Here is a 19,740-nt window from a genome sequence, read left to right as displayed (position 1 = left end):
CGGCTGGGGGATGTAGCTGTCCAGAGCGTCAGCCAGGCGCATGATGGCCTGCTCGCCCAGGTCGCCTGCGTCGCCTTCCAGCGCCAGCTTGGCCGAACCCTTGATGATCGGGGTGTCGTCGCCAGGGAAGTCGTACTTGCTCAGCAGCTCGCGGACTTCCATTTCCACCAGCTCCAGCAGCTCGGCGTCGTCCACCATGTCGCACTTGTTCAGGAAGACGATGATGTACTTCACACCGACCTGACGTGCCAGCAGGATGTGCTCGCGGGTCTGGGGCATCGGGCCGTCAGCGGCCGAGCACACCAGGATCGCGCCGTCCATCTGGGCGGCACCGGTGATCATGTTCTTCACATAGTCAGCGTGACCCGGGCAGTCCACGTGAGCGTAGTGACGGTTGGCGGTCTCGTACTCGACGTGAGCCGTGTTGATCGTGATGCCGCGTGCCTTCTCTTCGGGCGCAGCGTCGATCTGGTCATAGGCCTTGGCCTCGCCACCGAACTTCTTCGACAGCACGGTCGCGATCGCAGCCGTCAGCGTGGTCTTGCCATGGTCAACGTGACCAATCGTGCCCACGTTCACGTGCGGCTTGGTACGTTCAAACTTGCCTTTTGCCATCTTGCGCTCCTGGCGATCAGATCAGAAAAGAGAAGGGGGAGAAAAAAGGTGGTGCCCATGACGCGGATCGAACGCGTGACCTCTCCCTTACCAAGGGAGTGCTCTACCACTGAGCCACATGGGCATCGACACGGGTTTGGCGACGATGTCTACACATCATCAAACCGGTGCCGACATGACCTACAAGCTGCCGCTGGAGCGGGAAACGGGAATCGAACCCGTGTCATTAGCTTGGAAGGCTAAGGTTCTACCATTGAACTACTCCCGCCCGGGAGTTTTCTCTTTGAGCCAGAACCACCGACTCATCGACTGTGCTTTGCCTTGGTGGAGGAGGCTGGATTCGAACCAGCGTACGCGTAAGCGGGCAGATTTACAGTCTGCTGCCTTTAACCACTCGGCCACCCCTCCGAGGCAAGCCCGCTACTGTAGCACAGCTTTTGAGAATCTCAAGCATTCTTGCGAAAACTTTATCTCTGGGCTGCGCGCCAGCGGCCAGCGCAAGCACTAGATCCCGATGGCCTTGCGGCCGCCGCGATCCGGCATTTGCACCCACCGAAGCGGAGCCCGCGACTATAGCAGCTTCTGAACCGGCGGATCAAGAAAACCTGAACGGGCAGCACGCCGCCCTCACCGTCCGCCACCCCACGCGGCCACCGCCCCGCCCCAAGCCGCCTCGGTTCACACTCGCTTGCGAACGACCCGCAGTGCAGCGCCCGACGACCCCCATCAAGAATACCAATCGACTACCAAGCAGCCTTTGCTTCCCCCTCCATTGGAAGCGACACTTCGCGCGGCCCGAAGCGATTCCTCACAGGTCGTAGTCGCGCCACAGCAGGGAAAACACGGCCCCAAAAGTGGTAGCAAAGTGGATCTATTGCTCGTTATAGTGGCATGGCATTGGTTGCATTTGAGGTGTGTATCGGAGATGTCTTCGCCTCGCGGCTCGCGCTGCTGGGACGACGGCATCAAGTCTTTCAACAGGCCAGACCCATGTTCGCTGGCCACATCGAGGAGCAGTTCATGAAGGTCATGAAGACCCCCATCGCCGCAGCGGTGAGCATCACCCTGCTGAGCGCTGCAATGGCAGCACAGGCACAGCAGGCCGAGCCGTCCAAGAAGGAGGGCAATCAGCTGGAGCAGGTGGTCATCACCGGCATCCGGGCATCGCTGCAATCGGCCGCCAACATCAAGCGCAACGCCAGCGCTGTGGTCGATGCGGTGACGGCCGAAGACGTGGGCAAGCTGCCCGACTCCGATGTCGGCGAGTCGCTGGGCCGCCTGCCCGGCATCACCGTCGGCCGGGCCTTCGGCCAGGGCGCTACGGTGTCGGTCCGCGGTTCCGATCCGCAGATGACCTACACCACCCTGAACGGCCAGACCGTGGCCTCCACCGGCTGGTATGACCAGGCCACCGTGGACCGCTCCTTCAACTACTCCCTGCTGCCCTCCGAGCTGATCGGCGGCATGGAGGTCTACAAGTCCTCCCAGGCCGACCTGACCGAAGGCGGCATCGGCGGCACCGTGATCGTCAAGACCCGCAAGCCCCTGGACCTGAAGGCCGGCACGGCCTTCGCCAGCCTCAAGCTGGGCAAGGGCACGGTCAGCACCGACCTGTCCAAGGACGTGGCGGGCCTGTACAGCTGGCGCAATGACGCCAAGACCTTCGGTGTCCTGGTGGCTGGCGCTCAGGAAAAGAGCGAGTACATCCGTCGCGGCATCGAGTCCGACGCCGGCTGGGCAGGCGACGTTGCCCCTGCCACCTTCGTGCAGGATCGCAAGCGCACGGCCATGAACCTGACGCTGCAGGGCAAGCCCGCCGACAACGTCGAGCTGGGCCTGAACTACCTGACCCTGGAGCTGACGGGCGACAACACGAACAGCAATCTGTACCTGTTCACGGGCCAGAACGACAGCAACTGCAAGGAGAAGAATGCAGCCGGTCTGTGCGTCAAGGCCGTCGCCGGTGCTGCGGACCCGGTCAACACCTTCATGCAGACCTGGGCCCGCCAGGGCAAGATGAGCTCGGACAGCCTGGTCCTGAACGGCACGTTCAAGGCCGACGCCTTCAAGATCGAGGCCGTCGCCGGCCAGACCAAGGCCAAGGGCGGCACCGAGCACACCATGAACTACGGCGTGGGCTGGTGGGATGACGGCCAGAGCCTGCCGAAGTTCCAGGGCACGATCGACGCCACCGGCAAGCAGATCGTGATCTCCCCGACGGGCAACATGAACGTGGGCGTGGGCAACCTGCCGTCCAAGCTCGTGCCGACCGGCTGGGCCACCGACCTGCAGCAGCCGAATGCCGACCGCGAGAACTTCGCCCAGGCGGACGCCACCGTCGACCTCGACTGGAACGGCCTGACCTCCTTCAAGGCCGGCGTGCGTGCCACCAAGCACAAGTACGAGCAGAGCGGCCTGCGCGCCAAGTTCATCGGCACCGCCATCTCCGGCAACACCGCCGACCTGTACAGCGGCTCCATCAAGATGGGCCCGAACGGCTGGGACTTCCCCAAGGCCAACCTGGACGGCATGGCGGCCCTGTACGCCAAGAACACGGCGTCCTGGACCCCGCAGCGTTCGAGCTTCGCCGAGATCGAGGAGGACAACAAGGCCGCCTACGGCATGTTCGAGTTCGAGAAGGAAGGCTGGCGCGGCAACTTCGGCCTGCGCTACGTCCACACCAACGTGACGGGTCGCGGCTACAAGTTCGACGGCACGCCGCTGGCTGCCAATGACGTGCCCAACAACGACGGCTGGGGCAACACCATCCGCGAAGAGAAGGCCGGCTACAGCGACTGGCTGCCCAGCCTGAACGCGGCCTACAACATCGACAAGAACACGGTGCTGCGTGTGGCCGCCTCCAAGGCCATCACGCGCCCCAACTTCGAGTACATGTTCCTGACCAAGCAGGCCGGCTACAACGACGACCGCGCCGGCAACGAGTCGATGACCTTCGGTACCGTGGGTCTGAAGCCGCAAGCCTCGAAGCAGTTCGACCTGGGCATCGAGTACTACTACGGCAAGGGCAACATGGTGTCGGCGGCGGTCTATCACAAGACCATCGACAACTTCGTGACCGCCCTGGTCAAGACGAACCAGAAGCTGGGCGTGGTGGATCCGCTGAGCAAGGTCGACAGCTGGACCGTCAACCAGTACGTCAACGCCGGCGGTGGCAAGATCAACGGCTTCGAAGCCCAGATCAACCACAGCCTGGACAACGGCTTCGGCTTCGCCGGCAGCTACACCTACGCCGACGCGAAGGCCCCGAGCTCCAGCTACCCCGACCGCCTGGCCCTGTTCACCCAGTCGTCCAAGCACACCTTCAACCTGGTGGGCTTCTACGAGACGGAAGCCTACACGGCCCGTCTGGCCTACAACTGGCGTTCCAAGTACATGATCCGCGAGACGGGCTACTACAGCTACCGCATGCACGATCCGTACGGTTCGCTGGACTTCAGCGCCGGCTGGAACATCAACAAGAACCTGCGCCTGACCTTCGAAGCCGTGAACCTGCTGAAGAAGGACGACGTGCAGTACGGCGCCGCCGACGCCACCAACCCGGACGTCAAGGGCAGCATGAAGGTCGGCTACCCGGCTTGGTCCTTCATGGGCGAGACGACGTACCGCCTGGGCCTGAGCGCCAAGTTCTGATCGAACGCGCACCGCAAGGTCGCACCCCGAAAGCCCGGCTCTGCCGGGCTTTTTTCATGTCAGGGAGGGCAGGCTGGATTGCTACGCCCGGCCCTGCCCGGGTCGACAGCCGACGGGACCCGGCTCAGGGGCACGCTGCAGGGGAGGCGCATGGCGCACGCGCAGGCCCGCCCAGGCCATCGCGTGTCAGGCGGGACGGCGGTGCGGCGGACGTCAGGGCGTGGGTGAGGCGGCCTCAGGCCGGCGGGACGCGAACGGGGGCAGGCCGGATCGCCGGCTCAGCGCGCGGCCTGCGCCGCCGCACGCAGCCCCTCGAGCCACTCACGGTGCGAGGGCAGCTCCTGGGCCAGGTGGCGGGCCCGTGCGCCGACCTGGGCGAGGCGCACCTGCGCCTCCCGGCGCTCGGCGGCGTCCACGGGGAAGCCGCGTGTCGGGAACTTCATGCCGTAGAGCACGTAGAGGTAGTTCTCGACGCTGAACAGCTCGAAGCGGCTGCCGAAGTCCGTGGCCTGCGGGGGCACGACGCGCCATTTCGCGAGGCGCTCGCGCAGGGTCTCGGACAGATGGCAGGACTGCCGGTTGTCGAGCCAGAAGGCGGAGTCGCTGCGATCCGACAGGTGGTAGTGCAGCTGGATGAAGTCGATGACGCGCTCCCAGGCCGTGCGCGTCGCCTCGTTGACATGGCGTCGCAGCGCGGGCTCGTCCCCGCGCTGGCGCGGGAAGTTGCGGGACAGCAGGTGGGCCGCGAAGTCCGTCAGCAGAATGGAGGTGGCCTCCAGCGGCTCGACGAAGCCCTGCGCGAGCCCCAGGGCCACACAGTTGTGACTCCAGACCTCCTGTCGGAAGCCGATCTTCATGGCGATCCGGCGCGGCGCGAAACCGGCCTCCGGGCGGCCCAGGTAGCGCGCGAAGGCACGCACGGCCTCATCCTCGCCCATGTAGGCGCTGGCGTAGACGAAGCCGGTCCCCCGGCGCTCGGTGACGGGGATGTCCCAGATCCAGCCGGCGCGATGCGCCGTGGCCAGGGTGTAGGGCGCGATGGGCTCGTCAGGGCCGAAGGGCACCTGCTGGACCAGCGCGGTATCTGTCAGCACCTGGTGCGACTTGTCGACGAAGGGCACCTTGAGCACGCCCTGGGTCAGCAGCGAGGCGAAGCCGCTGCAGTCGACGTAGAAGTCGAAGGGCAGGCGCTCGCCGCTGCGGGTGCGCAGGGCGGTGATGCTGCCGTCCTCGCCGCGCTCGGCGCCGACGATCGTCGCCACCCGGTGCCGCACGCCGAAGCGCTGCTGCGCATTGCGCGCCAGCAGCTGGGCGAACTGATGGGCATTGACGTGGTAGGCGTAGTCCATCTCGCCCACGTAGGGTCCCGAGGCGATCTGCTTGGGGCTGCGACCGGCCGCCGAGAGAGCGGCTGCGACGGACACCGCATCAAAGGCCGGCTCGCCACCCTGCGCCAGCCAGGCCGGCGTCACGTCGATGCCGCCCGGGAAGGGCGAGGCAAAGGCGTGGAGGTAGTGGTGATCTGCACCGTGCCGCGCGGCGTCCAGCCAGCCCTGGAAACGGATGCCGGTCTTGAAGGTGGTCTCGCAGGACAGCAGCAGCTCGGCCTCGCTGATGCCGAACTTCTGCAGCGACTGCTTGATGTAGGGCACCGTGCCCTCGCCCACGCCGATGATGGGGACCTCGTCGGACTCGATGACCGTGAGGCTCACCTCGGGGTCCGCGAGCAACTCGCGCCCCAGGTGGTTGGCGGCCAGCCAGCCGGCTGTGCCGCCGCCGATGATGGCGATCGTCCGATGCTTCATGAAGGTCCTGCCTGTCGTCGCTGGAGAGGCGCCGTGGGGCGCTCAGAGCTTGATGTACCAGCGCTGCCGGTCCATCAGCCACACGATGGCGGTCCACACGAGGACAAAGACACAGGCAAAGCTGAGCGATTGGAACTCGGGACCGAAGGCGGCGCCAATCGGCGCAAACACGGTGCGGTACAGCGGCCCCATCCAGCCGAAGCCCTCCAGGAACACCGTGCACATCCAGGCCCCGGCATAGGCGGCGATGGCGTTGACGCCAAAGATGCGCCCCAGCGGCGGCAGACCGCGCCGGTCGACGAGCTCGTAGACCAGGGCCAGGGCCGCGAAGGCCCAGCCGCCGGTCCACAGGACAAAGCTGGGCGTCCAGAGCTGCTTGTTCCAGGGCACCCACAGGGCACTGACGGCGCCCGCCAGCAGCAGCCCCGCGGCCGGCAGCCAGAGACTGCGCCCGCGGCCCTGACGCAGGCGCTCGCCGGCGATCAGGCCCAGCAGCGTGCTGCCCAGCGCCCCCAGGGTGCTGAGCAGGCCCTCGGGATCATGGCCCAGGCCGGTGGCGCCCTCCCACCGCAGGCTCCAGCGGCCCAGCACCTGCGCATCCAGGCGCGATGCCAGGTTGCTGTCGGGCACCCAGCCACCGTTCAGGGCCATCAGCGTGCCGTAGCCCAGCAGCAGCGCCGCCAGCGCCCCCCAGCGCCCGCGTTCGCGCCGGCAGAGCGAGCCCAGCAGCGCCGCCAGCGCCAGGCACAGGCCGATGCGCTGCAGCACGCCCATCAGCCGGAACTGCGGCTTGTCCATCAGCCACCAGGCCAGCAGGTGCAGCACCAGGCCCAGCGCGATCACCTTGGCCGCGCGCGTCAGCAGGGGCGGCAGGAGCGCGGCAGCCGGCTCGCCGCGGCTCCAGCGGCCGCCCGTCGAGAGGCTCAGGCTGACGCCCGCGATCAGCAGGAAGAAGGGAAAGATGAGGTCCGTCGGCGTGCAGCCGTTCCAGGCCGCGTGTTCCAGCGGCCAGTACACGGCGCCCCAGTCACCCGGGTTGTTGACCAGCAGCATGGCCGCGACGGTGAGGCCGCGCAGGGCATCGACGGAGGCCAGGCGTGAAGGAGCAGTCATGGGAGTCCCGCAGGATCAGGGCATCAGCCGGAAGTCAGAAGTCGCAGCGGCTGTCCAGCGCCGGCTGCGAAGCGGGCACGCCGTCCTCGCGCGCCAGCCCGCGGCGGCGGTAGTCGGCCACGGCCGCCGCCACCTGGGGCGGGCCGAGGACCTCGTTGCGTGCATGGAAGACCCAGTCCACGTCCTGCTCGTAGCGCCGCGTCACCGCGCTGGCCGGCAGCAGCCCGCCCGGCGAGAACCAGAGGTTGAAGTTGATCGACATCGGCACGACAGGATAGTTGCGCCCGCCATGCTCGGCCACCTGCCGGCCATCGAGGAACAGTCGCACGCGCCCGCCGCTCACCTGCATGAGCAGCACGTGCCAGGCGGCGTCACCCGCGCCCAGCGCGCCCATCTCCTCGTGCGAGCCGTTGTGGGCGTCCCAGGGCTCGATGCGCACGGTCTGCCAGCTGATGCCGTAGAGCCGCGTCCTGTCACTGCCCCAGCCACCATTGGGCAGGTATTCCCAGTCGATCTCGCTGAACTGCGGGTCGTAGTCATGCCGCAGCGGCGCCACGGCATAGAAGGTCTGGATGACGGGGTCACCGTCCACGCCCTGCACCGGCGCATCGCTGAAGCGGATCCGAGCGGCGTAGGTGCCCTCGAAGAACTTGCGCTGCTGGCACAGCTGGGCCTGGCGGGTGCCGGGGCCGGTGCCGTCGGTCTCGGCGCTCAGGCGCAGCAGGCGGTTGCCCTTGAGCGCCGGATCGTCGATGAGGCGCAGCTGGGACTCACCCCACTGCGCGCCGGGGACGCCGGGATGGCCAGCGGCGGTGCGCGGCGTCCAGCCCGCAGCCCGCAGCCCGGTCAGGTCGGCGTCGCTGAAGTCGTCAAAAAAACGGCCGGCCCCGCCCTGTGCGGTGGCCGGCCCAAGAGACAAGGCAAGCACAAGGCCTACCACATGAAGAACGGAGGGGCGCATCGACACGGGCTCAGCGGCCGGCAGCCAGCGCGTCGGACTGCCCCGGCGCCTGGGCAGCGTCTGCGCGCTGGGCATCGGGGAAGCGCACGAAGAAGTACAGCAGCAAGGCCGGCGCCCCGCACACGATCGTCCACAGGAAGAAGCGCTCGTAGCCCAGCGCCAGCTGCACGTCACCGCTGAAGGAGCGCGCCAGGATGAAGCCCAGCTGCATCACACCCGAACCCAGCGCGTAGTGCGCCGTCTGGAAGCGCCCCGGCGCGAGGACCTGCATGATGAAGAGAATCATCCCGACGAAGCCGAAGCCGTAGCCGAACATCTCCAGCGCGATGGCCGCACCGATGTGGAGGATGTCCGTCGGGCGGGCCGCCGCGAGGTAGTAGAAGGTCACGCTGGGCACCGCCATCGCCACCAGCAGCACCGGCATGGCACGCCGCAGGCTCAGTCGCGAGGTGAAGTAGCCGCCGAGGATGCTGCCCACCAGGAACGCCGCGGTGCCCACGGTGCCGTAGACGCCCCCGGTCTGCTCCTGCGTGAGGCCCAGGCCGCCCTTCTCGCGTGCTTCGAGCAGGAACAGCGGACCGATGGTCTGCACCTGCCCTTCGGCCAGGCGAAACAGCACGATGAACAGCAGGAAGAGCCAGATGCCGGGCTTGCGCAGCAGATCGGTGATGACCTCCACCAGCGTCTGCCAGACCGCCGAGGCACCGCCCGTGGGCGCCGTAGCGGGGCGGGGGTCCGGCAGCGCGATGGCGTTGTAGCTGGCCAGCAGGGCCAGCAGCACGCCCAGCATGACGAAGATCGTCGTCCAGGCATTGCTCAGGCCGAAGCGCTCGGCCAGCACGCCGGCCAGGATCAGCAGGCCGCCCTGCGTGAGGAACTTCGAGGCATTGAAGAAGGCGCCCTGCCAGCCGGCGTAGGCCGCCTGCTCCTTGTCGGACAGCGAGGCCATGTAGAGCCCGTCGCAGGCGATGTCGTGCGTGGCGGAGGCATAGGCCAGCACGAAGAACACCGCCAGCGAGGCCCCGAACCAGCTCGGCAGCTGCAGGGCCAGCGCCACGAGCAGCAGCCCGGCCGCGCCGAGGAACTGCATGCTCACGACGATGCGCTTCTTGCTGGGGATCAGCTCCAAGAAGGGGCTCCACAGCGGCTTGAAGGCCCAGGCCAGGCCGATGACGCTGGTCCAGCGCGCGATCTGGTCGTTCTCCACCCCGAGCTTCTTGTACATCATGCTGGCGATCAGCATCACGACGAAGAACTGCAGGCCCTGCACGAAGTACAGGCTGGGCACCCAGCGCAGCGGCGTGGCCGTCCGGGGATCCTGGGGGTGCGGGGTCGCGCTCATGGGAGTTCCTTGTTGTTCTGGCCAGCCTCAGCCGAGGCTCACCGGTGCCACGGCCGTCGCGGCCAGCTCGCCCTGCAGCCAGCTCTTCAACGCCGCCAGGGCGCCGTCGGCATAGCCCCAGCTGATGACGGTCGGCCCCTGCACATCCAGCGCCTGGAACGGGTTCCACAGGACGAGGTGCAGGTCGGGCTGCCAGGCCCCGGCATTGGCGCCGTAGCGCATGCGGTGCGTGGAGGCGACGATCGTCTGGCGGCCGTCCGCGGGCACCTGCGACCAGTCCAGGCCCAGCAGGTCGTCCAGCATGACGATCTCGGCATCGGCAAAGCCGCTGAAGAGGCCCGCGATCTGCGCGCCCGTCGGACCGGCCTCGCTGACCATGTCGGTGGGCACGTCGGTCTGGACGTAGACGCGGATCGGCGCCTCCAGTGCCGGTGCCTTCGCGGCGCGCAGCGCGGCCAGGCCACGCGCCCAGGCCTCGGCCATGAGGGCGCCGTCGGCCTCGCGGACGGCGCCGGCGTAGTCGTCATGCGCGACCGGATAGGCGCGGGCCAGGCGGTCCAGGCGGTCGCGGGCGCGGGCGCCCTGGGCCGCCGTCAGGTCGCCGCGCGCGAAGGCCTCGCGCAGCGCCCGGATGGACTGCCCCTGCTCCTCCAGCGAGCCCTGGGCCAGGATCATGTCGGCGCCCGCCTGCAGGGCCAGCACCGCGGCACGGTCGTAGCCGTAGCGCTCGCAGATGGCCTTCATCATCAGCGCGTCGGTGATCACCACGCCGTCGTAGCCCCACTCGCGGCGCAGGATGCCGCCCAGGAGGGTGGCCGACAGCGTGGCCGGGTACTCGGGGTCGATCTGCGGATAGACGATGTGCGCCGTCATCACCGCCGGCGCGATCTCGCGCAGGGCGTGGAAGGGGCGCAGCTCCAGGGCGTCCAGCTCGGCGCGGCTCTTGTCCACGGTGGGCAGGGCCAGGTGGGAGTCGACGTGCGTGTCGCCATGGCCGGGGAAGTGCTTGACGCAGCAGGCCACGCCTTCGCGCAGCGAGCCCCACATCCAGGCACCCGCCAGGCGGGTGACGTCGTCGGCGCGCTCGGAGAAGCTGCGCTCGGCGATCACCGGGTTGGCCGGGTTGTTGTTGATGTCCAGGACCGGCGCAAAGTTCCAGTTCACGCCGATGCTGCGCAGGCCGCGCGCCACAGCGGCGCCCACGCGCTCGCACAGCTCGCTGTCGCCCGCGGCGCCGAGGGCCATGGCCGAGGGGGCCTGCGGCAGGAAGGTGGCACGCACGACGGAGCCGCCCTCCTGGTCGAGGCCGATCAGGGCGTGCGGACCCATGACCTCGCGCAGATCGCGGGTCAGCTGCCGCACTTCGTCCTCGGTACCGAGGTTCTTGCGGAACAGGCACACGGCGCGGATCTGGTGCTCGCGCAGAAAGGCCGCGGTGGCGGCGTCCAGGGTCTTGCCCTGGATGTCGACCATCACCAGCTGGCCGGCGTCCTCGGGGCGGAAGTCTTGGGCTTGGGTCATGACGGCGCCTGCCTCAATGCGTCTTGGTGACCTTGGCCAGATGGCGCGGCTGGTCGGGATTCAGGCCGCGGGCGCGGGCCAGGGCCTCGACCATCGGGTAGAAGCTCTGGACGGCGGCGATGGGATCGAGGTCCTCGTTGCCGGTGCAGGCCAGCTCCAGCTCGGCACCGGGCGTGCCGGCCGGCGCCGCCAGCAGCACGCGGGCGCCACGGCCGCGCATTTCCTCGGCCAGGGCCACGAGACCGGCATGTGCCGGGCCGCGCGGGGCGAAGACGAGCAGCGGGTAGCCCTCCTCCACCAGCGCCATCGGGCCATGCTTGACCTCGGCCCCGGAGAAGGCCTCGGCCTGGATGCCGCAAGTCTCCTTGAACTTCAGCGCCGCCTCCAGCGCGATCGGCAGGCTCGTGCCGCGGCCGATGACGAAGAGCTTGTCGGCCCCGCGCAGCGCCTCGACGGCCGTGTCCCAGCGCAGGCTGGCCGCCTTGACCAGGTCATCCGGCAGCTGCTGCAGCGCGGCGGCGAGGTCCTCGTCCCCCTGCCAGGCCGCGACGACGCGGGCACCGGCCACGAGCTGGGTGATGTAGCTCTTGGTCGCGGCGACGCTGTTCTCCGGGCCGGCATGCAGCGAGAACACATGCTCCGCGGCCTCGGCCAGCGGCGAGCCCGCGGCGTTCACGAAGGCCACCGTGCGCGCACCGCCTTCGCGGAAGAACTTCGTCGGCACGACGAGGTCCGGGCTCTGGCCGGACTGCGAGAAGGCGAAGGACACGAGCCCTTCGCAGGCGATCTTGCTCTGGTAGAGCGTGATGAGCGACATCGGCAGCGAGGTCACGACGCGACCGAGGCGCGCCATCATCAGGTAGGCCATGAAGTGCGCGGCATGGTCCGAGCTGCCGCGCGCCACGGTCAGCAGGCTGCTGGGCGGCGAGGCGCGCAGCGAATCGCCGAGCGCCGCATAGGCGTTCTGGTCAGCGGCCAGCTGGCGCGCCACGGCCGCAGGCGCCGAGAGGCACTCTTCCAGCATGCGGGTCTTGAGATCAAGCGAGGTCAATTCCATCTCCTTCAACGACCACGCCTTGCACCTGCAAATCACGGTCCAGCACAACAAAATCCGCCCACGCGCCCACGGCCAGCCGGCCGCGGTCGTTCAGGCCCAGGTAATCCGCCGCATAGGTGGAGACGCGGCGCGAGGCGTCCGCCATCTCGAGCCCGAGGCCCACGAGATTGCGCAGCGCCTGGTCCATCGTGAGCGTGCTGCCGGCCAGCGTGCCGTCGGGCAGGCGCACGCCGCCCATGCACTTGGTGACGCGGTGGCGGCCGAGGCCGTACTCGCCATCCGGCATGCCGGCGGCAGCCGTCGAGTCGGTCACGCAGAAGAGGCAGGGGATGGACCGCAGGGCCACGCGCACGGCGCCCTCATGCACATGCAGCAGGTCGGGAATGATCTCGGCGTAGCGCGCATGGGCCAGCGCCGCGCCCACCATGCCGGGCTCGCGGTGATGCAGGCCGGTCATGGCATTGAAGAGGTGCGTGAAGCCGCCGGCGCCGCGCTCCAGGGCCTCGACGCCGTCCTCGTAGGTGCCCAGCGTGTGGCCGATCTGCACCTGGAAGCCGGCCGCGCGCAGCTGCTCGGTGAGGTCGAGATTGCCGGGCAGCTCCGGCGCCAGCGTGATGAGGCGGATGGGCGCCAGGGCGTCGAGCGCCTGCACCTCGGAGATGCTGGCGGCCTTGGCGAAGTCGGGCTGTGCGCCGAGCTTGCCGGGGTTGATGTAGGGCCCCTCGAGATGCACGCCCAGCACCCGCGCGGCCTGCGGCTCGCGCTCGCGGCACACCGGGCCCAGGGCCGTCAGCGCCGCGCGGATCTCGTCCATCGGCGCCGTCATGGTCGTGGCCAGCAGCGAGGTCGTGCCGTGGCGCACATGCAGCCGGGCGATCTGTCGCGCCGCGTCGCCGCCTTCCATGGTGTCCCGGCCGCCGCCGCCGTGCACGTGCACGTCGATGAAGCCGGGAAGGATCAGGGGCAGATCCTGAGATCCGTGGCGGACCTCGTACTCGGTGACCGCCTCGCCCTCGATCCGGGTGATGCGGCCTCCTTGATGCTCCAGCACACCGCGGATGAATCCCGCAGGTGTCAGTACGAATCCGTCAGTGCGCTGTGCTTCGGTCATCCATCCCGCCTCATCTCCGCAACGAAGTCGTAGTAGTCGCTGCGGCAGTACGAATGGGTCAGCTCCACGGCCTGACCCGATTCCAGATAGCCCACCCGTGTGATGAACAGCACGGCCTGACCCACGGGGACTTCCAGCAGGCTGGCAAGGCGGGAGTCGGCGTTGATGGCTCGAATGTGCTGGAGCGCGCGCACCGGGGCGCCGCCCAGGCGGCCCAGGTGCTCGTAGAGCGAGGCGCTCACGGACTCGGGGTCCGGCAGCACCGCCTCGGGCAGCACGCTCACTTCGTAGGCCATGACCACGGCATCGGCCAGGCGCAGGCGCTCCAGGCGCGCGACGCGCTGGCCGGTGGTCAGGCCCAGGGAGAGTTGTTCGTCCGGCGCGGCCAGGGAGAAGCCGCGCGTCAGCCAGCGCGAGCTGGGTTTGAAGCCGCGCTGGTGCAGTTCCTCCGAGAAGCTCGTCAGGCGCGACAGCGGCTGCTCGAGCTTGGGGGCGATGTAATTGCCGGAGCCGCGCTTGCGGATGATCAGGCCCTGCTCCACCAGGCGGTCGATGGCCTTGCGGGCCGTGACGCGGGAGAGGTCCAGGGACTCGGAGAGCACCCGCTCGGAGGGCAGGGCTTCATCGGCCTGGTAGTGGCCTTCGCGGATCGCCTGCGCCAGCTTGTGGGCCAGCTGCATGTACAGCGGCGAGGCGGCTTCGGGATCAGGCTTGAATTGGAACGGCAGCTTTGTCATCGTGTACCCGTCTTGTCGTTGAGTGCACTGCCGACCAAGAGCAGTGCGCCGTCGGCCGAATCTCCTTGGGACTCGACGCAACGGGCACGAATGTTGCCTGAGAAATAGGCCAAAAGACGCTTGGCGATGCTGCCGGCAAGGGCGAGGGGCAATTCCGCCTGCGGATCAAGGCTGTGGGCCAGCTGCTCCAGGGCAGCGACGGCCTGCGCCCGCAGGGCCAGGGCCGCCGCGTCACCGGCATCGGCGACATCCAGCACCAGCGGCGCCAGCGAGGCGTAGCCGTGCTGGCCGGCCCCGGCGCACCAGGCCAGGATGGCTTCGCGGTCCTGGCCGGCCACGGCCCACACGCGGCGCGCCAGCTCGCTCACCGGCACGCGGCCATCCTGGGCCTGCTGGGCATGCGCCATCGCCCGCAAACCCAGCCACGCCCCGCTGCCCTCGTCGCCGCAGACCCAGCCCCAGCCCGAGGCAATCGCCCGCGAGCCGTCGGCCCGCAGCACCTCGCCGACCGTCCCGGTGCCGGCCGCCACGACCAGCCCCGGGGCGCCGCCATGGGCGCCCAGCACGGTGGTGTAGCCGTCGTTCTCGAGCAGCACGGCCGCAAAGCCCGGCTGCGTGTCGATGAAGGCCTGGGCATCCGCCAGCACGTTGGCACCGGACAGGCCGGCGCCCAGCGCGCAGGTTTCCAGCGCCAGTTCGCCCAGCCCGGCCTGCGCGGCCGCCTGCGCCAGCGCCGCCTGGATGTGGCGCCAGGCCTGCGCCACGCCCTGCCCCAGCGCCGAGGGGCCGGCCTCGCCCTGCCCCAGCACGCGCCCGGTGGCATCAGCCAGCTTCACGCGCGTGCCCGTGCCACCGCCATCCACCCCCACCCAGTAGCGGACCCGGGCCAGCGCCGAGGGGCTCGCCAGGGTGTGGTGCAGGGGCAGCGGGTGATTCATAGTAATACCAGTTTAGTACCAGAATTAGCCGAGCGTCAATTGGTATTGCACTGGCTTACATCCAATTCGACCCCGGCTCGCGATGCGTCGCATGACAGTCGCCGAAAGAGCGCTTTCAGGGGGAAGGAAGCGGGCGCAATGCACCATGGCTCCAACTGGAACAATACCAGTTTAGAACCAAGTGCGGGATGGGGATGCCCCCAGGGTCTACCCGGAGCAGGCAGCGCGGGCGCTGGCGTATTTGATGAGGGCGGACCGGGCGCGGGGCCCCGCCCGAGGCCCCCTCGTCGGTCGCCCTGCTGCATGCGGCATAGAGGAGGTGCCCAGGCCCCAGGTCAGGGCAGGCCGGGTCCTGCATGGCAATGCCTGCCGCCGTGGCAGGGAGGCTGCCCGGGCCGCGCGGAGCCCCGCCACGGAAGCCCGGGGGGGCACGCGGACGCATGGGGCCACCGCTGGGCCATGCCCGTCGGGCGGAAGGCGGAAAGCGACCGGTAGCGGGAGGCCTCGATGGCCTCCCCGGAGGGCGCTCAGTACCGCAGAAGCACGGAACCTGCACCGCCCTTGCCGGCGGACCCGCCATTGCCGGCCCACGTACCGCTACCACCGGGCGGGATCAGGCTGCCACCGCCGCCGCCGCCACCGCCGGTGGAGGACCCACCGCCGTAGCTGCTGAATCCGCTGCCACCCGCACCGCCACCCCCATATCCACCGCCACCGCCACCGGCGGGATAGGAGCCCGCAGCGCCTGGCACCAGCACGCCGGACAGGCCGGACTGCCCGTGCGCCCCGGAGCCGCCGAAGAAGCCGAAGCCTCCGGCGCCACCCAGCCCGCCGGCCCCGCCCAGGCCGCCATCGACCGTCGCAGAATTGGGCGGATACCCGATGGTGCCATCGCCACCGCTCCGTCCACCGCTGCCGATGTCGGCAAAACCGCCTCGCCCACCCGTGGCCAGGCCCGAGGATCGCCCAGCGGCGCCGCCCGCACCGGCCACCAGCAGCGGCGTCGATGCCCCGGCCAGCGTCACTGCAGAGGCATCGCCGCCTCGTTGCGCCTCACCGCCATCCCCCACCTGCAGTGTCAGCACGTTGCCCGCAGTGACAGCGACTCCGGAGACAGAAACCGTAGCCCCAGACCCGCCATCGGCGAACGCGCTGTTCCCGGAACCCGGGCCGCCGCCGCCCGTCGCGCTGACCAGGGTCAGCTGCGTCACACCGCTGGGCACCGTCCAGGCATGAGCCCCAGGCGTGCGGACCTCCACGCTGCCGCCGCACACGACGCGGGCGTCGTCAACTGGACGAGTTCCGACCACGCCGGAGCCGGCACTGACGGCGCAGGAGAGCGTCACCGCCACGGGGCCGGTGCTCGGCGTCGGCTGCGAACGGACGGTCAGTGTGTAGGGGCTGCCGGAAGACACCCGGGTAGGCAGCGCGAAGGTCGTGGCGCCCGGCGGGACAGGCGCCAGGTCCGAACCGTTCGCGATGACAAGCCCTTCCAGATTGCCCAGGCCGGTGATGGTGCCGCCGATCGAGTAGGCGTCCTTGCAGGACACCTGCAGATTGCCGACGTCATCGACCATCCGCCCCCCCGATGCGTTCAGGACACTGCAGAGCTGACCATTGGGTTGGGTGCCGACGCTGACGGCGTAGGCACCACCGGACGCCACCGGGGCGTTGAATCGAAAGCCTCCGTTCCCCAACACGGTCACGGGGTCCGTGCCGTTGTTGTAAAGCGTGACCTGTCCGCCCGCGGCAAGGCCCGTCACGGTGCCCCCGAGCGTGAACGAGTTGCGGGCACATTCGACGCTGACGCTTCGAACGGCCGCCGTCACCGCGGAACCCGAAGCGCCGCGCACGGTGCAGGCCTGCCCCTGAGGGGCGGTGCTGACAGTGACCAGGTAGCTGCCGTTGTCGGCCACCGGCGATGCAAAGGTGAAGGGGCCGTTGCTCGTCAGGGTCAGCGCATCCGTGCCGTTGTTGAACAGGGTCAGTTGTCTGCCCGCTGCAAGTCCGGTCAAGTTGCCGCCAATGGAGAAGCTGTTGCCCGCGCACACCACGGAAACCTTCCCGACGGGCGCGGTCACGCCGGCCCCAGCGCCGAACTGGACGGAACAGGTCTGCCCTGCAGGCTGCGAACTGACGGTCACGGCGTAGCTGCCATTGAACGGCACCGGCGCCGGGAACGAGAAGCTGCCGTTCTTGCTCACCGTGAGGGCGTCGGAGCCGTTGTTGTAGAGCGTCAGCTGTCGGCCAGCCTCCAGCCCGCTGACCACGCCTGATACGACATAGGTCTCCGCCGAGCAGATGACGCGGCTGGCCAGGTAGTCCGACGTGATGCCGGCGACCGAACCGTTCAGCACCGAGCAGCTCATGCCCAGCGGCTGGCTGCTGACGGTGATCGACGCGCTGGCGCCGTAGGCCACGCGCGCCGGCGACACAAAGCTTCCGTCAGCTGTGGCCGTGACCGGATCGGCACCATTGACCAGAAGGGTGACCTGCTTGCCGGGCGCAAGGCCGGACACCACGCCGCCCACGGCGAAGGTGCTCGCGGCACAGGTCACCTGCACGTGGCGGACGTCTGCCGAGAGGCCGGCGCCGGAGCCCGCACCCACGGTACACGTCTGGCCCGACGGCTGCTCAGTCACCGTGACGCCATAGCTGCCATTGAAGGCGACCGGCGTGGCGAAGGTGAAGCTGCCGTTCGCGCTGATGGACAGGGCGTCAGCACCGTTGTTGGCGAGCGTCAAGCGCCCTGAAGGCGCGAGGCCGCTCACGGTACCGCCCACGCTGTAGGCAGTGGTCGAGCAGGTGATGAGAACCTGAACCGACTTCGCCGTCACCCCCGCCCCCGCGCCAGTGCCTGCCGCGACGGAACAGGTCTGCCCGACGGGCTGGCTGAGCACGGCGACGCTGTAGGTGCCTCCGACGGGAATCAGGGTGGCGAAGCTGGACTGGCCGTTGGCATTGATGGTCAGGGACTCGTCGCGGCTGCTCTTGAGCACGAGACTTCCCGCGGCACTGAGCCCGGAAACCTGGACCGTCAGCTGCGTTCCGGCCGGTGTCTCGACCTGGCCGGCCCCAGCACTACCACCACCTCCGCCGCCGCCACATCCACTGGCGACCAGGACGGGCAGCAGGCAAAGAAGCGTTGCCCTCCGAGCCAGGCCGAACACAGAACGGAGTAGGGAAACATGCACACGAGGTAGAGCGTTAGGAAACATGAGGGCCCGGCCGCACAAAGATCAATGGGCGGCGATGATATCCGCTAGCGACCCGCTGACTTGCGCCAGCAGCCTCCATCAAGACTTCAGCGCACGTCGATCAGAGACGCCAGTCCAGGCTCACGCCACGCGCGGCCAGCCAGGCCTGCGCCGCGCCGAAATGACCGCAGCCGATGAAGGGCTGCGGCGGCCGCGTGGCGGACAGCGGCGAGGGATGGTTGGCCTGCAGCACGAGATGCTGACCGCCGGCCGCCTCGATCAGCGGCGCCTTGGCCTGCGCGTGGGCGCCCCACAGCAGAAACGCCTTGGGCGCCGCATGGGCCGCCGTGGCGGCGATGAGCGCATCCGTCAGGGCTTCCCAGCCCTTCTTCGCATGGCTGCCCGCGGCGCCCTCCTCCACCGTCAGCGAGGTGTTGAGCAGCAGCACGCCCTGGCGCGTCCAGGCCATCAGGTGCCCGTCGCGCGACGGCGGCTGGCCGAGATCGCGCTGCAGCTCCTTGTAGATGTTGCGCAGCGAGGGCGGCAGCTTCTGGCCCGGCGGCACCGAGAAGGCCAGGCCCTCGGCCTGCCCGGCACCGTGGTAGGGATCCTGACCCAGGATGACCACGCGCACCTGCTCCAGCGGCGTGAGGCTCAGCGCCCGCAGCGGCTGGGCCGGGAAGACCGTGGCGCCTTCGCGCTGGCGCCGCTCCACGTGGGCGACCAGGGCCTGCCCGGCGGCGCTTCGGCGCCAGTCCTGCACCACGGCCTGCCAGCCGGGCGACAGCACCGTGGCCTCCAGCACCTCGCCCAGCGGGCGCGCGAGGGCATTGGGCGCCAGGGCGCCGCCGTCGTCCAGCAAAGAGGCCTGCATCAGGCGAACAGGGCCGCGAGGGCCTCGCCGGGTTCGGGCGCGCGCATGAAAGCCTCGCCCACGAGGAAGGCGTGCACGTCGTGATCGCGCATGCGCTGGACGTCGGCACGCGAGAGGATGCCGGACTCCGTCACCAGCAGGCGGTCCGCCGGCACGCGGGGCAGCAGGCCCAGGGTGGTGTCCAGTGTGACCTCGAAGGTGCGCAGATTGCGGTTGTTGATGCCCACCAGCGGCGTCTTCAGCCGCAGCGCGCGATCGAGCTCGGCCCCGTCGTGCACCTCGACCAGCACGTCCATGCCCAGGTCCAGCGCGCAGGCCTCGAGATCGGCCATCAGCGCGTCATCGAGGCTGGCCGCGATCAGCAGCACGCAGTCCGCGCCCATGGCCCGGGCCTCGACGATCTGGTACTCGTCCACCATGAAGTCCTTGCGCAGCACGGGCAGATCGCATGCAGCGCGCGCGGCCTGCAGGTACTCCGTCGCGCCCTGAAAGAAGGGACGGTCGGTCAGCACGCTCAGGCAGGCCGCGCCGTGGCGGGCATAGCTCTGCGCGATCTCGGCCGGGCGGAAATCCTCGCGCAGCACGCCCTTGCTGGGGCTGGCCTTCTTGACCTCGGCGATCACGCCGCTGCGGCCTGCCGCGATGGCGCTGCGCAGCGAGGCCACGAAGCCGCGCGTGGCCCCCTGGGCCGCGGCTTCCTCGCGAAGACGGGCCAGCGAGCGCACGGCGCGTGCCGCGGCCACTTCCTCGTGCTTGACGGCGTTGATCTTGTTCAGGATGTCGGACATGGTCTTGGCTTGATTCAGAAGTTCAAGGGG

The 19,740-nt window shown here is 69.1% G+C and carries 14 protein-coding genes and 3 tRNA genes; 1 reads left to right on the top strand and 16 read right to left on the bottom strand.

Going from position 1 to position 19,740, the window contains the following annotated elements; all coding sequences use genetic code 11:
* The 4 genes from QRD43_RS22280 to QRD43_RS22265 form a co-directional block, all read right to left on the bottom strand.
* Nucleotides 1-615 (bottom strand): GTP-binding protein (locus QRD43_RS22280; RefSeq protein ID WP_285984718.1); only part of this gene is annotated, 615 nt, incomplete at its 3' end.
* Between the two features lie 49 nt (nucleotides 616-664).
* A tRNA-Thr gene (locus QRD43_RS22275) sits at nucleotides 665-739 on the bottom strand.
* Nucleotides 740-809: 70 nt separating this feature from the next.
* Nucleotides 810-883: transfer RNA gene (locus QRD43_RS22270), tRNA-Gly, on the bottom strand.
* Between the two features lie 54 nt (nucleotides 884-937).
* Nucleotides 938-1,023 (bottom strand) — tRNA-Tyr (locus tag QRD43_RS22265).
* Between the two features lie 582 nt (nucleotides 1,024-1,605).
* Here QRD43_RS22265 and QRD43_RS22260 point away from each other — a divergent pair.
* A complete protein-coding gene (locus QRD43_RS22260; protein ID WP_285984717.1) occupies nucleotides 1,606-4,266 on the top strand; it encodes a TonB-dependent receptor in 2,661 nt (886 codons plus the stop codon).
* Between the two features lie 278 nt (nucleotides 4,267-4,544).
* Here QRD43_RS22260 and QRD43_RS22255 read toward each other — a convergent pair whose 3' ends face one another.
* The 12 genes from QRD43_RS22255 to trpC form a co-directional block, all read right to left on the bottom strand.
* Complete coding sequence (locus tag QRD43_RS22255; protein ID WP_285984716.1) at nucleotides 4,545-6,071, bottom strand: tryptophan halogenase family protein; 1,527 nt, start codon at nucleotides 6,069-6,071, stop codon at nucleotides 4,545-4,547.
* Between the two features lie 42 nt (nucleotides 6,072-6,113).
* Nucleotides 6,114-7,184 (bottom strand): acyltransferase family protein, encoded by a 1,071-nt coding sequence (locus QRD43_RS22250; RefSeq protein WP_285984715.1) that lies wholly within the window; start codon nucleotides 7,182-7,184, stop codon nucleotides 6,114-6,116.
* Between the two features lie 34 nt (nucleotides 7,185-7,218).
* A complete protein-coding gene (locus QRD43_RS22245) occupies nucleotides 7,219-8,103 on the bottom strand; it encodes a glycoside hydrolase family 16 protein (RefSeq protein ID WP_285984714.1) in 885 nt (294 codons plus the stop codon).
* A 52-nt stretch (nucleotides 8,104-8,155) separates the two neighbouring features.
* A complete protein-coding gene (locus tag QRD43_RS22240) occupies nucleotides 8,156-9,487 on the bottom strand; it encodes an MFS transporter (protein ID WP_285984713.1) in 1,332 nt (443 codons plus the stop codon).
* Between the two features lie 27 nt (nucleotides 9,488-9,514).
* Nucleotides 9,515-11,008 (bottom strand): beta-N-acetylhexosaminidase, encoded by a 1,494-nt coding sequence (gene nagZ / locus QRD43_RS22235; RefSeq protein ID WP_285984712.1) that lies wholly within the window; start codon nucleotides 11,006-11,008, stop codon nucleotides 9,515-9,517.
* A 13-nt stretch (nucleotides 11,009-11,021) separates the two neighbouring features.
* Nucleotides 11,022-12,065 (bottom strand): SIS domain-containing protein, encoded by a 1,044-nt coding sequence (locus tag QRD43_RS22230; protein WP_434063921.1) that lies wholly within the window; start codon nucleotides 12,063-12,065, stop codon nucleotides 11,022-11,024.
* The gene (gene nagA / locus QRD43_RS22225) at nucleotides 12,046-13,176 is read right to left on the bottom strand and encodes an N-acetylglucosamine-6-phosphate deacetylase (RefSeq protein ID WP_285984711.1); all 1,131 of its coding nucleotides are present in this window, start codon (nucleotides 13,174-13,176) and stop codon (nucleotides 12,046-12,048) included. The genes QRD43_RS22230 and nagA overlap by 20 nt, the downstream gene beginning before the upstream one ends.
* Nucleotides 13,173-13,913, bottom strand: a complete 741-nt coding sequence (locus QRD43_RS22220) for a GntR family transcriptional regulator (RefSeq protein WP_183103958.1) — start codon at nucleotides 13,911-13,913, stop codon at nucleotides 13,173-13,175. The genes nagA and QRD43_RS22220 overlap by 4 nt, the downstream gene beginning before the upstream one ends.
* Nucleotides 13,910-14,851: a glucosamine kinase nucleotide-binding domain-containing protein gene (locus tag QRD43_RS22215; protein WP_285984710.1), complete on the bottom strand. Its 942-nt coding sequence runs from the start codon at nucleotides 14,849-14,851 to the stop codon at nucleotides 13,910-13,912. Before QRD43_RS22215 ends, QRD43_RS22220 begins: the two co-directional genes overlap by 4 nt.
* 527 nt (nucleotides 14,852-15,378) lie before the next feature.
* A complete protein-coding gene (locus QRD43_RS22210) occupies nucleotides 15,379-17,850 on the bottom strand; it encodes a glycine-rich domain-containing protein (RefSeq protein WP_285984709.1) in 2,472 nt (823 codons plus the stop codon).
* Between the two features lie 319 nt (nucleotides 17,851-18,169).
* Nucleotides 18,170-18,922: a uracil-DNA glycosylase gene (locus QRD43_RS22205; RefSeq protein WP_285984708.1), complete on the bottom strand. Its 753-nt coding sequence runs from the start codon at nucleotides 18,920-18,922 to the stop codon at nucleotides 18,170-18,172.
* Nucleotides 18,922-19,710: an indole-3-glycerol phosphate synthase TrpC gene (trpC, locus tag QRD43_RS22200; RefSeq protein ID WP_285984707.1), complete on the bottom strand. Its 789-nt coding sequence runs from the start codon at nucleotides 19,708-19,710 to the stop codon at nucleotides 18,922-18,924. The genes QRD43_RS22205 and trpC overlap by 1 nt, the downstream gene beginning before the upstream one ends.
* Between the last annotated feature and the right edge of the window lie 30 nt (nucleotides 19,711-19,740).

Source organism: Roseateles subflavus (assembly GCF_030285365.1).
GTDB classification, from domain to species: domain Bacteria; phylum Pseudomonadota; class Gammaproteobacteria; order Burkholderiales; family Burkholderiaceae_C; genus Roseateles_B; species Roseateles_B subflavus.
Note: the sequence above shows the minus strand (reverse complement) of the source record. Positions and strands in the feature narration are given on the sequence as shown.

Excerpts from the sequence above, each read along its gene's own strand:
- QRD43_RS22260 (WP_285984717.1), top strand. The coding sequence starts at position 1,606 with ATGTTCGCTGGCCACATCGAGGAGCAGTTCATGAAGGTCATGAAGACC.
- QRD43_RS22255 (WP_285984716.1), bottom strand. The coding sequence starts at position 6,071 with ATGAAGCATCGGACGATCGCCATCATCGGCGGCGGCACAGCCGGCTGG.
- QRD43_RS22250 (WP_285984715.1), bottom strand. The coding sequence starts at position 7,184 with ATGACTGCTCCTTCACGCCTGGCCTCCGTCGATGCCCTGCGCGGCCTC.
- QRD43_RS22240 (WP_285984713.1), bottom strand. The coding sequence starts at position 9,487 with ATGAGCGCGACCCCGCACCCCCAGGATCCCCGGACGGCCACGCCGCTG.
- nagZ (WP_285984712.1), bottom strand. The coding sequence starts at position 11,008 with ATGACCCAAGCCCAAGACTTCCGCCCCGAGGACGCCGGCCAGCTGGTG.
- QRD43_RS22230 (WP_434063921.1), bottom strand. The coding sequence starts at position 12,065 with ATGGAATTGACCTCGCTTGATCTCAAGACCCGCATGCTGGAAGAGTGC.
- nagA (WP_285984711.1), bottom strand. The coding sequence starts at position 13,176 with ATGACCGAAGCACAGCGCACTGACGGATTCGTACTGACACCTGCGGGA.
- QRD43_RS22220 (WP_183103958.1), bottom strand. The coding sequence starts at position 13,913 with ATGACAAAGCTGCCGTTCCAATTCAAGCCTGATCCCGAAGCCGCCTCG.
- QRD43_RS22215 (WP_285984710.1), bottom strand. The coding sequence starts at position 14,851 with ATGAATCACCCGCTGCCCCTGCACCACACCCTGGCGAGCCCCTCGGCG.
- QRD43_RS22205 (WP_285984708.1), bottom strand. The coding sequence starts at position 18,922 with ATGCAGGCCTCTTTGCTGGACGACGGCGGCGCCCTGGCGCCCAATGCC.
- trpC (WP_285984707.1), bottom strand. The coding sequence starts at position 19,710 with ATGTCCGACATCCTGAACAAGATCAACGCCGTCAAGCACGAGGAAGTG.